Below are 14182 nucleotides of genomic sequence, written 5' to 3'. Positions count from 1 at the left end.
AGGATGGAGAGACCATGTCCGAGTCCGAACACTCCGGGTTTTCCGACTCCTCCGAGTTCTCCGAGTTCTCCGAGGAGAAGCTCCAGCGGGAGGTCATCGAGCTGGAGCAGCAGTCCGCGACGGCCGCACGGATCTTCGATCTGCGGCGGATCATCGGCGGCCTGTTCGTGCTGTACGGGATCATCGTGACGATCGCCGGGATCACCGCGTCCGATGCCGAGATCGCCAAGGCACAGGGGGTGAACATCAACCTGTGGACCGGGATCGGGATGCTGCTGCTGGGGCTGTTCTTCCTGGCCTGGCTGAAGCTGCGGCCCACTCCGCCACCGGTTCCGCATGCCGCGCCGGACGAGGAGCGGGACGGCGCGGGCGGCTGACGGGCGCCGGGTGCGTCACGGCTCCAGGCCGGTGGACGCCCGGTCCAGCAGTCCCGTCCGCGCGGCCAGCGCCGCCGCCTCCAGGCGGGAGCCCACGCCCAGCTTCATCAGGACCCGCTGGACGTGGGTCCGGGCCGTCGACGGGGCGATGCCCATGCCGGCCGCGATCAGGCGGGTGTCCTCGCCGTCGGCGACCCGGACCAGGACCTCCACCTCGCGCGGGGTGAGCATCTGAAGGAGGCGCTGGCCCTCGTCGTCGGGCTGGGCGGCGGGGTTGAGGAGCTCGCTGAAGGCACCCTGCAACAGCTGGGGGGCGACGGCCGCCTCCCCGGCCCTGGCCTTCATGATCGCCCGCTCGACGCCCTCGATGCGCTCGTCGTGCCGGACGTAGCCGGCGGCACCCGCCGCGAAGGCCGCCGCGATGCCCCGCGGCGACGGGACCGGGCCCAGCACCAGGACCGCGACCTGCGGGCGCTCCCGCTTGATCTTCACCACGGGGTCGAACACCCCCGGCTCGGCGGGCGCCGCCGTACCCAGCAGGCACACCTCGGGCGCCCGGCTGATCACCAGGTCCGCCGCGCCCGCGGCCGGTGCCGCCGCCGCGAGGACCCGGTGTCCGCGCAGCTTCAGCGCCGAGGCCAGCGCCTCCGCGAGCAATCGGTGGTCGTCGACCACCATGAGCCGCACTCCCATAGAGCAACCCCCCAGTCCCCCCCATGGATGCCCCACTATGGATGCCCACGGTCCACTTGGACAGAGGGCCCCCCGGCACCCCGCCCTTCATGCCCCCGGAAGCTACACGCTTGTTCGACGTTGCGCTGCCCCTACTGGTGAGAAGTGCCCCGGAACGCTGAAATTCCCGCTATTCCTCACAATCGACAGCGCCTGACGGGTGATCAGTTCTTGGTGCCGAAGGCGACGACCAGGTCCTCCTCGCTGCTCGACGAGCCGGACTTGTCGTCCGCGTAGATCGCCGACATGTACAGGTGGCCCTGGGAGTAGAGGATCTCCGCGTACTCCGGGAGCATGTTGGTCTCCGCGTCGCGCACCGACTCGGTGGCCGGGTTCTCCAGCAGCTTGGTCTCCTTGAAGGAGCCGCCGGCGACGCTGACGATCTGCCCGCCCTTGTCGTAGGGCGGACGCTTGTACGCGAGCAGGTTGCCGCCGTCCATGCGCAGCGGGGTGATCGTGTAGCCGTCGCCGGCGTCGGCGCGCTGGCCGGTCTGCTTGCCGGTGCCCAGGTTGAAGGCGACGATCTCGTTGGTCCTGCTGTACTGGCCGGTGCCGTCGTGCTCCTCGGTCGGCACGTACAGCGTGTCGTTGCCGACGACGAGCTCCTTGCAGTACTCGACGCGCGTGATGCCGTCGCAGCGGCCGCCGAAGGAGTCGCCCGGCGCGGAGATCCGGGTGCGCAGCTTGCCGGTCTTGTTGTCGATGGAGAAGTAGTCCGAGATGCCGCTGCCGTCGCCCGCGCTGTCGCCGACGTCGGCGGCGACCACCAGCGGGTCGGTGGAGACGACGCTGGCGTACTCGATGCCCTCGGCCATCTTGTACTCGGAGATCACCTTCCCGGACTTCGGGTCGATGGTCTGGATGTGCAGCTGGCGGTTGTCGTACTGGCCGCACTTGCGCACCGCCACCAGCTTCTCGCCCCCGCCGTACCCGGCGTCGTAGCAGGTGTCGGTCGACTTCGGCCGCCACAGCACCTTGCCGGAGGCGATGTCGAAGGCGGCGCCGCCGCTGGTGCTGCCGACGGCGACGGTGTTCTGCGCGACCGTCACGTTCTCGAAGCTGATCGGGTAGTCACCGGAGTCGACCGACTTCGTCCACAGCTTCTTGCCCGCGTCGAGGTCGATCGCGGCGATCTGGCTGCACCCCGCGGAGGAGCCCTTCGCGGGCGTCTTCGGCTGGAAGGTGATCGCCGTCCTGCCGTCGGACGTGACGTGGTTCGTGGCCGCGCAGACCGGGCCGGGCAGCTTGATCGTCCACAGCTTGGTGCCCTTGGCGGGGTCGTAGCCGACGATCTGGGCGATGCCGCTCTTGGCGTACACCTTGTCGGTGATCCAGGAGCCGGCGGTGGAGACGGTGTCGTTCGCCTTGGGCAGCGGGACCTTGAAGAGCTGCTCGGCGGCGGTGTCGGCGGGCACCTTCTCCTTGCCGCCGGTGGAGGTGCCGCCGGTGCCGCCGCCCTTGTCGTCCTTGCCGCCCGTGCCGCCGCCGGAGCTCGCGGTGTCCTTCTTCCCGCTGTCGTCACCGCCGGACTTCGCGTACCAGATCCCGCCGCCGATGATCAGGGCGACCGCGACCAGCGCCGAGACGATGATGACCACCGAGCTGTTCACCTTGCGCCCGCCGCCCGGCTGGCCGGCCTGCGGGTGCATCGGCATGGTCGGCTGGCCCGGGTAGCCGTAGCCGGGCTGGCCGTACGCGGTCGGCTGCTGGGTGTACGGGGCCTGCGGCTGGGCGTACGGGTTCGGCTGCTGGCCGGGGTAGCCGTAGCCCTGCGGCGGCTGCGGAGGCTGCGGCGCCTGCGGGTAGCCGTAGCCGGGCTGCGGGGCAGGGGGCTGCGGGGCCGGCGGGGTCTGCGGCTGCTGGGCCGGGGGCGGCGGAGGCGTCTGCGCGGGCGGCGAGGTCTGCGGCGGCTGCGACGGCTGCGGCGGGCCGAAGCCGCCCTGCTGCGGGGGCTGGTTCGGGGGCGGGGGCGGCGGCTGGGTCATGGCTGAGGTACCTCGGGAGGAAGCTCGGAGAACGGAACGGAGGGCGGCGGAAGAACCGGGCTCACTTGCCGAAGGCAAGCATCAGCTTCTCCTTCGCGTCGTCGTTCCCGGACAGCCGGGTCGAGGAGATGTAGAAGCGCCCGTCGGCCCAGGCCACGGCGCCGTCGTAGAAGCCGTCCTCGATCTCCGCGGTGCCGCTGGGGTTCTGGAGCAGCTTCGTCACCTGGTGACCGGAGCCAACGGTCGGGATCGACACGACCTGGCCGCCGGTGTCGTACGACGGGTGCACGTACGCGACGAGCTTGCCGCCCTCGGTCTGGACGGGGACCATCGACTCGTCCACCGGGGACTTCACGCGCCACTTCGCCTTGCCGTTCGCGAGGCTGATCGCGACGATCTCGTTGGCGCCGCTGGTGGTGTCGGTCGGCAGATAGAGGGTGTCGGCGTCGACGGCGACGCCCTGGCAGCCCTGGAGGTCGCGTTCGAGGATGGCCCAGCCGCAGCTCGGGGCGAACTTCTCGTCGACCTTGACCTCGGAGCGGAACTTGCCGTCGGCGGTGAAGGTGGAGATGTTCCAGGCCTTCTTGTCCTCGTTGGTCAGATAGACCACGAGCGGGTCGACGGAGTAGGTCCGCGCGACCGTCCAGCCCTTCTTGACCTTCTGGGTCCACCTGACCTTGCCGGTGGCCGGGTCGAGCGACTGGATCTCGTCGTGCTCGTCGCTGCCGGCGGCGTCGCAGGAGGCGACGGCGATCAGCCGGCCGGTGCCGCCCGCGAACGCGGTCGGGAAGCAGTCGGTGCCGTACTTCTTCTTGTCGTACAGCTTCTTGCCGGTGCCGAGGTCGTACGCCGTGCCCGACTGGGAGCGGCCCACCATCAGCGTCTTGCCGCTGATGGTCAGCTCGACGCTGATCGCGCTGTCGAACAGCCCGCCGTCGGCGACCTCGCCGCTCCAGCCCTTCTTGCCCGTGTTCAGGTCGATCTGCTGGAGCTGGTTGCACTTGGCGCGGTCGCTGGTGCCGCTCATGTACGCCACGACGACCTTGTCGTCGGCCGACTTCTGCGGGGTGACCGAGCAGATCTTCTGCGGGAAGGTGATGGGGGACCAGGTGGGGTCGCCGTCGCCCACGTTGTAGGCGAAGACCTGCTTGTAGGCCGCCTTCACGGCCGTCTTGCCGGTGATCCACATGCCGGGCGCGTCGGCGCCGGAACCGGGCGCGTCCGGTGCCGTCTTGTACCAGAGGACCTTGGCCTCGCCGGACTTGCGGCCCGCGTTGAGGTCCTCCGGGTCCGAGCCGCCGTCGCCGCTGCCGTCACCGGGGTTGGCCGGGGCGCTGGTCGCGGTGGCCTTGCCGCCGTCGCTCTTCTGCGCGACCGGCTTCTTCTTGCCGCCGTCACCGCCGGCGACCGCGTACACGGTGCCGCCGATGACCAGCAGCGCCGCCACCGCCGCCCCGATGACGATCGCGGGCTTGCCCTTGAAGGGGCCGCGCGGTCCGCCGGGCGGCGGGGTGCCGGGCGCGCCGGGGTACTGCGGCTGCTGCGGGTAGCCGTACCCGGGCTGCTGTCCGTACGGGCCCGGCTGCTGCGGCTGGCCGTACGGACCGGGCTGCTGCGGCTGGCCGTACGGGCCGGGCTGGGCGTAGGGGCCGGGCTGCTGCGGGTAGCCGTATCCCGGCTGGGGCTGCGGCGGTCCGGCGGGCGGGGCCTGTGGCGGCTGGGCCGGCGGTGGCGGCGTCGGGGCGCCGAATCCCCCCTGGGGTGGCGGGCCCTGCGGCGGGCCGAAACCGCCCTGCTGCGGCGGCTGATCAGGCGGCTGGGTCATCAGCGCGTCTCCCCCTCGTTCACTGATTTTTAGCCAGTTCTCAGACCGCTCTTTCTACCACCCGGGTCCGACAGCACAGCGGGCCGGACCAACCCCTGTTCCCAAGGGAGGACCGGCCCGTGATGCCGTCGTTATGCGCCCGCACGCCCCCTTCACACGGCGCGCGCGCCGCCTACGCGTCCTCGGCGAGTTCCAGCCAACGAAGCTCCAGTTCCTCGCGCTCCGAGACCAAGTCCCGCAGCTGGGCGTCGAGTTCGGCGACCTTGGCGAAGTCCGTGGCGTTGTCCGCGATCTGGGCGTGCAGCTTGGACTCCTTGTCGGAGACGCGGTCCAACTGCCGCTCGATCTTCTGGAGTTCCTTCTTGGCGGCACGCTGGTCGGCGGCGCTCTTCTCCGCGACGGCCGGCTTGGGGGCCGAGGCGGTGGCGGAGGCGGCGACCACCTCCTCCATGCGCTGCCGTCGCTCCAGGTACTCGTCGATGCCGCGCGGCAGCATCCGCAGGGTGCCGTCGCCGAGGAGGGCGTACACCCGGTCGGTGGTGCGCTCGACGAAGAACCGGTCGTGGGAGATGACGATCATCGAACCGGGCCAGCCGTCGAGGACGTCCTCGAGCTGGGTGAGGGTCTCGATGTCGAGGTCGTTGGTGGGCTCGTCGAGGAAGAGGACGTTGGGTTCGTCCATGAGCAGGCGCAGCAGCTGGAGCCGGCGCCGCTCACCACCCGAGAGGTCCCCGACGGGCGTCCACTGCTTCTCCTTGTTGAAGCCGAACGTCTCGCACAGCTGACCGGCGGTCATCTCGCGCCCCTTGCCGAGGTCGACGCGCTCGCGTACCCGCTGCACGGCCTCCAGGACCCGCAGGTTCGGGTCGAGTTCGCCGACCTCCTGGGAGAGGTAGGCGAGCTTGACGGTCCTGCCGACGGCGATGCGCCCGCCCACCGGCTGCGTCTCGCCCTCCGTGCGGGCGGCCTCGGCCATGGCCCGCAGCAGGGAGGTCTTCCCGGCGCCGTTCACGCCGACCAGGCCGATCCGGTCGCCAGGCCCGAGCTGCCAGGTGACGTGCTTGAGCAGCACCTTGGGGCCGGCCTGGACGGTGATGTCCTCCAGGTCGAAGACCGTCTTCCCGAGCCGGGAGGAGGCGAACTTCATCAGCTCGCTGCTGTCCCGGGGCGGCGGCACGTCCTTGATCAGCTCGTTGGCGGCCTCGACGCGGAAGCGCGGCTTGGACGTACGGGCGGGCGCCCCGCGCCGCAGCCAGGCCAGCTCCTTGCGGACCAGGTTCTGCCGCTTGGTCTCCTCGGTGGCCGCGATGCGCTCGCGCTCGGCCCGCGCGAAGACGTAGTCGGAGTAGCCGCCCTCGTACTCGTACACGGCGCCGCGCTGGACGTCCCACATGCGCGTGGCCACCTGGTCGAGGAACCACCGGTCGTGGGTGACGCAGACCAGCGCGGAGCGCCGCTCGCGCAGGTGCCGGGCCAGCCAGGAGATGCCCTCGACGTCGAGGTGGTTGGTGGGCTCGTCGAGGACGATCAGGTCCTGCTCCTCGATGAGCAGCTTGGCCAGCGCGATCCGCCGCCGCTCGCCACCCGACAGCGGCCCGATGACGGTGTCCAGACCCTTCGGGAAGCCCGGCAGGTCCAGCCCGCCGAACAGGCCCGTCAGTACGTCCCTGACCTTGGCGTTCCCGGCCCACTCGTGGTCGGCCATGTCGCCGATGACCTCGTGCCGGACGGTGGCGGCGGGGTCGAGGGAGTCGTGCTGGGTGAGCACCCCGAGCCGCAGCCCGCCGGAGTGCGTGACCCGCCCGGTGTCGGCCTCCTCCACCTTGGCCAGCATCCGGATGAGGGTGGTCTTGCCGTCGCCGTTGCGTCCGACGACCCCGATCCGGTCCCCTTCGGACACGCCGAGCGAGACACCGTCCAGCAGCGCACGAGTGCCGTACACCTTGCTGACGTTCTCGACATTGACCAGGTTGACGGCCATTTCACTCCTGCCGGCGGGACTGTATCGATGTGCGGCTCCGCCGCGTGGGTCAGCCTCCCAGCCTAATGCGCGGGGGCGACTGGTCCCTCCGCCTTCGTCCTGCGCTCCAGGTACCGGTCCGTCGCGTCCAGCATCCAGGTGTCCGTCCCGGGCTTCCAGTCGACCGGCCCTATGTGCTCGCGGCCCTCCACGCAGCGCGGGTCGTCGCGGTTGGCCAGCCCGTAGACGGCGTGGATCCGGACCAGCTGGTTGTCCTCCCGGACCAGCCCGGCCAGCGCGTCCGTGATCCCGGGTTCGCGCCCGGGGTAGTCGGCGAGCCAGCAGCACACCCCGCCCCGCACGTCGCCGTCCGGGTCCCGGGCCAGCGTGAGCACGGCGGCGAGGCTCTCGGGCCGGACCAGCAGATGGGGCCGGTCCGCCGACCGTTCCAGGGTGTGCGGGACGATGCCGCGTACGAGGGGGTCGGGATGGGCGAGGTACGACAGCCCGAGCGCCTCGATCTCGGGGCCCTCCGCGTCCTGGCTGAGGGCGTACAGCACGGCCCTGAGCACCTCCGGGTCGCGCTCCTCGCGGGCCCAGGGCAGGAGGACCTCGGCGCCGCGCCCGTCGAAGGGCGAGGCCTCCAGTGCGCCTCCGATGCAGAGGGAGAGCAGCAGCTCCGCGGCGAAGAGCCGGTGCAGGCGCTCCGGATGTCGGCTCAGTGCCACGGCGCTCTGCCAGGTCTCCTCGTCCAGGCGCCGGGCGAGGACCAGACCGGCCTGCCCCCACACGGCGTGGTCCCGGTCACCGTGGGCCAGCGCCCGCGCGAGCACCCCCTCGAACGGTGCCGGCACCCCGAAGTCGTCCTCCAGGCAGGTGAGGATCCCGAGGTGCCCGTCACGCGCGGTCAGCCCGCCGAGCGAGAACCGCGTGCACCAGGCGTACTCCCCGCGGTCCATGACCCTCTCCCGCCGCACGGGCCCGTCCTCGCCGGCGCGTCGGCGCAGTTCGGCCTCCACGCCGGTCTCGGCCCAGTGCCGGGCACGCGCCAGCAGTTCGGCGCGCAGGGGCGCGGGGATCCGGCGGGGGTCGAGGAGTTCGTCCACCATCTCCACCGAGCCGCCGTCGACCGCCCGCAGCAGCGGGGTGGAACCGTCCGGCAGCGGCCGGAGCGGGTCGGCTCCCGCGTCCACCAGGGCTCTGGTGATCTCCTCGTCGCAGGCCGCGACGGCCGTGCAGAGCAGGGGCAGGCCCGTCTCCGGGTCGACGGTGTCCGGATCGGCCGTGTCCAGCAGCCTGCGGGCCCGGTCCGCGTCTCCTCTGCGTACGGCGGCGACGAGTTCGTCGGTGGTCAAGCGTCCCCCTCTGTGCGCAAAGCTCTGTGCGCGAAGCTCTGTGCGCGAAGGGGGCAGCCTAGTTACGGCCGACGGCTCGGGCAGCCGAATTTGCGCCGACTACGCCCCTGCCTCCGGTGAAACCACGCTCGCCCCCGGCGCCGGCGCCGTAGCGATCCGCACCGTCCGGCAGGTCCCGGACGCCCGCAGCGCCTCGGCCACCGCCGTCGCCGCCTCCGGGTCGCGGACCAGGAAGGCCGTGGTGGGGCCCGAGCCCGAGACCAGCGCGGTGAGAGCGCCGGCCGCGCGGCCCGCGGCGAGGGTGTCGGCGAGCTCCGGGAAGAGGGAGAGGGCGGCGGGTTCGAGGTCGTTGGAGACGGCGGCGGCGAGCGCGTCGGGGTCGCCCTTGGCGAGGGCGTCGAGCAGGTCGTCGGAGGCGACGGGCTCGGGGATGTCACGGCCCTCGGCGAGCCGGTCGAACTCGCGGAACACGGCCGGGGTCGACAGCCCCCGGCCGGCCATCGCGAACACCCAGTGGAAGGTGCCGCCGACCTCCTGCGCGGTGAGTAGCTCGCCCCGCCCGGTGCCGAGCGCCGCCCCGCCCACCAGGCTGAACGGCACATCGCTGCCCAGCTCGGCGCAGATGGCGAGGAGTTCGGCGCGGGAGGCGCCCGTCCCCCACAGCTCGTTGCAGGCGACCAGCGCGCCCGCGCCGTCCGCGCTGCCGCCCGCCATGCCTCCGGCGACCGGGATGTCCTTGGCGATGTGGATGTGCACGGCGGGCTCGATGCCCCGGCGCTCGGCGAGGGTGAGGGCCGCGCGCGCGGCGAGGTTGGTGCGGTCCAGGGGGACCTGCTCGGCGTCCGGCCCGGCGCAGGTGATCCGCAGCTCGTCGGCCGGGGTGACCGTGACCTCGTCGTACAGGCCGACGGCGAGGAAGACGTTGGCCAGGTCGTGGTAGCCGTCGGGGCGGGCGGCGCCCACCGCCAGCTGGACGTTGACCTTGGCGGGGACGCGCACGGTGACGCTCACTTGCCGGACTCCTTGTGCTCCGCGATGCGCGCGAACTCCTCGACGGTCAGGGACTCCCCGCGCGCCTGCGGCGAGACCCCGGCGGCGACCAGGGCCGCCTCGGCCGCCGCCGCGGACCCGGCCCATCCGGCGAGGGCGGCCCGCAGGGTCTTGCGGCGCTGGGCGAAGGCCGCGTCGACCACCGCGAAGACCTCCCTCTTCGACGCCGTGGTCTTGACCGGCTCGGTCCGGCGGACGAGCGAGACCAGGCCGCTGTCGACGTTGGGCGCGGGCCAGAAGACGGTGCGGCCGATGGCGCCGGCCCGCTTGACCTCGGCGTACCAGTTCGCCTTCACGGACGGGACGCCGTACACCTTCGAGCCGGGCGGGGCTGCGAGGCGGTCGGCGACCTCCGACTGGACCATGACGAGGGTGCGCTCGATGCTCGGGAAGGTGTCCAGCATGTGCAGCAGCACCGGCACGGCCACGTTGTACGGCAGGTTCGCGACCAGCGCGGTCGGGGCGGGGCCCGGCAGCTCGGTGACGTGCATCGCGTCGGAGTGGACCAGGGCGAAACGGCCGGCGCGCTCGGGCATGCGGGCGGCGACGGTGGCGGGCAGGGCCCCGGCCAGTACGTCGTCGATCTCGACGGCGGTGACGCGGTCGGCGGCCTCCAGCAGGGCGAGGGTGAGGGAGCCCAGCCCGGGGCCGACCTCGACCACCACGTCGTCCGGGCGGACCTCGGCGGTGCGGACGATACGGCGGACCGTGTTCGCGTCTATCACGAAGTTCTGGCCGCGCTGCTTGGTGGGGCGCACACCGAGGGCGGCCGCCAGTTCACGGACGTCGGCGGGGCCCAGGAGGGCGTCGGGGGTGGGGCTGCTCACCCGACAAGGGTACGGGGCCGCGGCACGCGCCCTTCACCCGTGCAGCCGAGTCCCGCAGTGCGGCCAGGGAGCGGCCCCGCTCCGTACGTACAGCTTCTTCGCCCGGTACGTCTGTTCCGCGGCCGGGGCGTCCTGCGGGCGGCCGTTGCCGCCGAGGCCGTGCCAGGTGCGGGTGTCGAACTGGTAGAGGCCTCCGTAGGTGCCGGAGGAGTCCACCGCGTCGGGCCGTCCCCCGGACTCGCAGGCCGCGAGGCCCTTCCAGTCGAGGTGTTCGGCGCCCTGCACGGACGGGGGATGCGCCTTGGTGCCCACCTTCACCAGCTGTGTCCGGGGTGTGCGCACCACTTCGGACATCTCCCGGCGCGGCTGCTGCCTGACCCCGTTCACGGTCCGCTGGAGGTAGGTGACCCGTCTCAGTCCCGGCTGCCCGGCCCGCTCGACGACCTCCGTGCCCTTGAACAGGGAGGGGTCGTTCGTCCGCCGCACGTCGAAGGGGATCGCCTCCTCGCGGACCTCCTCGGCGCCGGTGATCCTCAGCACGGTCACCGTCTGCCCGTCGCGCGGGAAGCTGCCGGGCGGTACGGAGGTGGTGTCCTGGCCGTGCAGGGTGATCCCGGCCTCGGCCACCGCCTCTCCCACGGTCGCCGCGTTGGTGCGGATGGTGCGGGCGCGGCCGTCCGCCATGATCGTGACGGTGCGCTCGGTGCGCACGTCGAGCGCCAGCCCGGTACGTCCGATGGGCCGGGCCAGCGAGGTCGACAGGTACGCGCCCTCCGGCCGCACCCCCAACTGTTCGAGGGCCTCGCGCACCGTGTGCGCCGTCGTCCACACCTCGCGCCGGTGCCCGTCGAGCGTGAGCCGTACGGGACGCCCGTAACGCACCTCGACCTCGTCGCCGCTGGCCAGTGCCGTGCCGGGGGCGGGCACCACCACGTCGTGCGCGCCGGCCGGCACGCCTTCCTCGGCCAGCAGTTCGCTCACGTCGTCGGCGAAGGTGTGCAGGGTGCGCGGCTTGCCGTCGACGTCCAGCTCGATCGCCTTGTCCTTGGCGACGAACGCGGTGGTGCCGCCGGCGAGGAAGGCGACGACCAGCGCCTGCGGCAGCAGTCGGCGCACGGCGGACTCCGGACGCTCGGCGGAGCGCGCCCGGTGCCGGCGCGCGGCCCGCCCGCCGGCCTCGGGGGGCGCCACGGCTACGGCGGGCGCCACGGCCACGGGGGCCGCGTCGGGCTCCGGGTACACCGTCTCGGGCAGGCTCGCCATCCGCCTCGGCAACGGCAGCACCGGCTCGGTGACGAAGTACGCCTCGGCTTCGTAAGCGGGCCGGTAGGTGTCCTCGTAGCTCCCGTACGGCAGGGTCTCCGCGCCGTGCACGGAGGCGTCATGGCCGTACGGGCCGTACGTCTCGTACTGCGACTTGCTCACGCCGACACGCTCCAGGAGGCCAGAGGGGTCCGGATCGGGCCCCCAGAACCTAGCGGAGCGGACGTCACTCTCCAAAGCGACGCGACTACGGACGGTCGCCCCTCGAAATGGCGAAACCCGTCGAACTGGCGGTCAGTAGTCGAAGGCGCGAGCCGTGTTGGCGCCCAGCGCCGCCGCCAGGGTGTCCTCGTCGATGCCGCGCACGGCGGCCATGGCACGCACGGTGACGGGCACGAGGTAGGGGGCGTTCGGCCGGCCTCGGTAGGGCGCCGGGGTCAGGAAGGGCGCGTCGGTCTCGACCAGGACCAGCTCCAGCGGGGCGACGGCGAGGGCGTCACGGAGGTTCTGGGCGTTCTTGAAGGTGACGTTGCCGGCGAAGGACATGTAGTAGCCCTCGCGGGCGCAGATCTCGGCCATCTCCGCGTCGCCGGAGTAGCAGTGGAAGACGGTGCGCTCGGGGGCGCCCTCCTCCTTCAGCACCCGCAGCACGTCGGCGTGGGCGTCGCGGTCGTGGATGACAAGTGCCTTGCCCCGGCGCTTGGCGATCTCTATGTGGGCGCGGAAGGACCGCTCCTGGGCCGCCTTGCCCTCCGGGCCGGTGCGGAAGTGGTCGAGGCCCGTCTCGCCGACGCCCTTGACCTGCGGCAGCCCGGCCAGCCGGTCGATTTCGGCGAGCGCCTCGTCCAGCGCGGCGTCGCCGCCCGGCTCGCGGGCGCCCTGCCTCGACCAGCCGTCCGGGTCTCCGTGGACGATGCGCGGGGCCTCGTTCGGGTGCAGGGCGACCGTCGCGTGCACGCTGTCGTACGCCGCCGCCGTCTCGGCGGCCCACCGTGAGCCCTTGAGGTCGCAGCCGACCTGGACGACCGTCGTCACACCCACCGACGCGGCCTTCGCGAGGCCCTCCCCGACCGTGCCGGACTGCATGTCCAGGTGGGTGTGGGAGTCGGCGACGGGCACCCGGAGGGGTTCCGGGAGCGGCGGTGCTGCGTGCTTGTCGTGCTGGCCGCCCGCGGCGGAGGCGTTCGAAGGCATGCCCCGATCCTACGAAAGGGGCATGCCCTGCCGGTCAGCTCGCCTTGCGCTGGAAGGGATGGAGGAGATCGGACAGGTGCCAGTGGTGGTCCGGCTCGGCCGTGGCGTCCGCGGCCGCCGAGGGGACCTTCGGCGCCTCGACCGGTCCGGCCTGCGGTACGCGGTGCCGCTCGGCCGCGCCGCGGGCCGACGAGACCTGGCCCGCCCGCATGATCCGCACCACGTGGCCGTCGCAGTTCTGGCACGCGGGCCGGCTCAGCGGGGACGGCACGACCTGGCCGGCGGTCACGTACAGGACGAACTCGTGGCCGTCGGCGTCCACGTGGTGCTCTATCTCGTACGACCGTTCCCAGCCGTGCCCGCACCGCATGCAGGCGAAGGAATACGACTCGTGTACGACTGCGGTCGCGGTACCGCGCGGGCCGGTCTGCCCAGCGATCTCACTCATGCCAGCTCCTCCCCTTGGGGGCGAGGGACAGGTGCGTCCCTGTGACCAGTGGACTCTTCCGCCGACGTGAATGCAGCAGGGCCTGTCGAGTGTTGGAGGCGATTTGGACGTCGCTTGCCAAAGCGGCCCGGCGGCGGGGTCTGCGCTTTGCCTTGGGCGGCAGTGCTTTGCCCACCCATGGGGCGCACGCTCATGGGAGAAGAGGCCTGCTCAGGAGGGGTGTGAGCCCCTTCACACCCCCTCTCACACCCCCTCGGCGCGCTTCGCCGCCACGACCGCGTCGAACACCTCGCGCTTGGGAATCCCGGCCTCCACGGCGACCGCCGCGATCGCCTCCTTGCGGCGCTCCCCGGCCTCCTCCCGGACCCGGACGCGGCGCACGAGTTCCCCGGCGTCCAGCTCCTCGGGGCCGCGTTCGGGCGCCCCCTCGACGACGACGGTGATCTCGCCGCGCACGCCCTCGGCCGCCCACGCCGCCAGCTCGGCGAGCGGTCCGCGCCGCACCTCCTCGTACGTCTTGGTCAGCTCCCGGCAGACGGCGGCCCGCCGGTCGCCGCCGAAGACCTCGGCCATCGCGGCGAGGGTGTCGTCGAGGCGGTGCGGGGCCTCGAAGTACACCAGCGTGCGCCGCTCCTCGGCGACCTCCCGCAGCCGGGTGAGCCGCTCCCCCGCCTTCCTCGGCAGGAAGCCCTCGAAGCAGAACCGGTCGACGGGCAGCCCCGACAGGGCGAGCGCGGTGAGCACGGCCGACGGCCCGGGGACGGCGGTGACCCGGACGTCCCGCTCGACGGCCGCCGCGACCAGCCGGTACCCGGGGTCGGAGACCGACGGCATCCCGGCGTCCGTCACCAGCAGCACCCGCGCGCCGTTCACGAGTTCCTCGACCAGCTCCGGTGTCCGGGCGGACTCGTTGCCCTCGAAGTACGACACCACGCGCCCCTTGGGCGTCACACCGAGGGCCTGGGTCAGCCGGCGCAGCCGGCGCGTGTCCTCGGCGGCGACGACATCGGCACCGGCCAGCTCCTCGGCCAGCCGCGGCGGCGCGTCCGCGATGTCGCCGATGGGGGTGCCCGCCAAAACAAGGGTTCCAGTCACACCGTCATCCTCTCAGGGGCCCGGCGGGGCTTTCGGCGGCCCGGCGGGGCGGACGCATCCGGACCGGTACC

Annotated in this window: 12 protein-coding genes; 1 reads left to right on the top strand and 11 read right to left on the bottom strand. The window is 72.5% G+C overall.

Features of this window, described 5'->3' with window-relative positions:
* Positions 1-14: 14 nt before the first annotated feature.
* Positions 15-377, top strand: a complete 363-nt coding sequence (locus tag ABZ915_RS38530) for a hypothetical protein (RefSeq protein ID WP_361813163.1) — start codon at positions 15-17, stop codon at positions 375-377.
* Between the two features lie 15 nt (positions 378-392).
* Here ABZ915_RS38530 and ABZ915_RS38525 read toward each other — a convergent pair whose 3' ends face one another.
* The 11 genes from ABZ915_RS38525 to rsmI form a co-directional block, all read right to left on the bottom strand.
* Positions 393-1070, bottom strand: coding sequence for a LuxR C-terminal-related transcriptional regulator (locus tag ABZ915_RS38525; protein WP_361813161.1), 678 nt, complete (start codon positions 1068-1070; stop codon positions 393-395).
* A gap of 203 nt (positions 1071-1273) precedes the next feature.
* A complete protein-coding gene (locus ABZ915_RS38520; RefSeq protein ID WP_361813159.1) occupies positions 1274-3094 on the bottom strand; it encodes a PQQ-binding-like beta-propeller repeat protein in 1821 nt (606 codons plus the stop codon).
* A gap of 61 nt (positions 3095-3155) precedes the next feature.
* On the bottom strand, positions 3156-4919 hold the full coding sequence (locus tag ABZ915_RS38515; protein WP_361813157.1) for a PQQ-binding-like beta-propeller repeat protein: 1764 nt from the start codon (positions 4917-4919) through the stop codon (positions 3156-3158).
* A gap of 172 nt (positions 4920-5091) precedes the next feature.
* Complete coding sequence (locus ABZ915_RS38510) at positions 5092-6900, bottom strand: ABC-F family ATP-binding cassette domain-containing protein (protein WP_361813155.1); 1809 nt, start codon at positions 6898-6900, stop codon at positions 5092-5094.
* A gap of 62 nt (positions 6901-6962) precedes the next feature.
* The gene (locus tag ABZ915_RS38505) at positions 6963-8234 is read right to left on the bottom strand and encodes an ankyrin repeat domain-containing protein (RefSeq protein ID WP_361813153.1); all 1272 of its coding nucleotides are present in this window, start codon (positions 8232-8234) and stop codon (positions 6963-6965) included.
* 99 nt (positions 8235-8333) lie between these two features.
* Entirely contained in the window at positions 8334-9245 is a 912-nt protein-coding gene (locus ABZ915_RS38500; protein ID WP_361813152.1) for a 4-(cytidine 5'-diphospho)-2-C-methyl-D-erythritol kinase, read from the bottom strand.
* A complete protein-coding gene (rsmA, locus tag ABZ915_RS38495) occupies positions 9242-10111 on the bottom strand; it encodes a 16S rRNA (adenine(1518)-N(6)/adenine(1519)-N(6))-dimethyltransferase RsmA (RefSeq protein ID WP_361813150.1) in 870 nt (289 codons plus the stop codon). The genes ABZ915_RS38500 and rsmA overlap by 4 nt, the downstream gene beginning before the upstream one ends.
* 33 nt (positions 10112-10144) lie before the next feature.
* Positions 10145-11536, bottom strand: coding sequence for a ubiquitin-like domain-containing protein (locus ABZ915_RS38490; RefSeq protein WP_361813148.1), 1392 nt, complete (start codon positions 11534-11536; stop codon positions 10145-10147).
* Positions 11537-11668: 132 nt separating this feature from the next.
* Positions 11669-12568 carry a TatD family hydrolase gene (locus tag ABZ915_RS38485; RefSeq protein ID WP_361813146.1) on the bottom strand — a complete coding sequence of 300 codons (900 nt, stop codon included), beginning with the start codon at positions 12566-12568 and terminating at the stop codon, positions 11669-11671.
* Positions 12569-12602: 34 nt separating this feature from the next.
* Entirely contained in the window at positions 12603-13016 is a 414-nt protein-coding gene (locus tag ABZ915_RS38480) for a hypothetical protein (RefSeq protein ID WP_361813144.1), read from the bottom strand.
* A gap of 243 nt (positions 13017-13259) precedes the next feature.
* Positions 13260-14111 (bottom strand): 16S rRNA (cytidine(1402)-2'-O)-methyltransferase, encoded by an 852-nt coding sequence (gene rsmI / locus ABZ915_RS38475; protein ID WP_361813142.1) that lies wholly within the window; start codon positions 14109-14111, stop codon positions 13260-13262.
* Positions 14112-14182: the final 71 nt, after the last annotated feature.

Origin of the sequence: Streptomyces sp. NPDC046915 (assembly GCF_040644935.1) — a bacterium.
Lineage (GTDB): Bacteria > Actinomycetota > Actinomycetes > Streptomycetales > Streptomycetaceae > Streptomyces.
This window is presented reverse-complemented; position numbering and strand designations above follow the sequence as displayed.

What these genes read in the sequence shown, in the direction of transcription:
- ABZ915_RS38530 (WP_361813163.1), top strand. Translation starts at nt 15, where the DNA reads ATGTCCGAGTCCGAACACTCCGGGTTTTCCGACTCCTCCGAGTTCTCC.
- ABZ915_RS38525 (WP_361813161.1), bottom strand. Translation starts at nt 1,070, where the DNA reads ATGGGAGTGCGGCTCATGGTGGTCGACGACCACCGATTGCTCGCGGAG.
- ABZ915_RS38520 (WP_361813159.1), bottom strand. Translation starts at nt 3,094, where the DNA reads ATGACCCAGCCGCCGCCCCCGCCCCCGAACCAGCCCCCGCAGCAGGGC.
- ABZ915_RS38515 (WP_361813157.1), bottom strand. Translation starts at nt 4,919, where the DNA reads ATGACCCAGCCGCCTGATCAGCCGCCGCAGCAGGGCGGTTTCGGCCCG.
- ABZ915_RS38510 (WP_361813155.1), bottom strand. Translation starts at nt 6,900, where the DNA reads ATGGCCGTCAACCTGGTCAATGTCGAGAACGTCAGCAAGGTGTACGGC.
- ABZ915_RS38485 (WP_361813146.1), bottom strand. Translation starts at nt 12,568, where the DNA reads ATGCCTTCGAACGCCTCCGCCGCGGGCGGCCAGCACGACAAGCACGCA.
- ABZ915_RS38480 (WP_361813144.1), bottom strand. Translation starts at nt 13,016, where the DNA reads ATGAGTGAGATCGCTGGGCAGACCGGCCCGCGCGGTACCGCGACCGCA.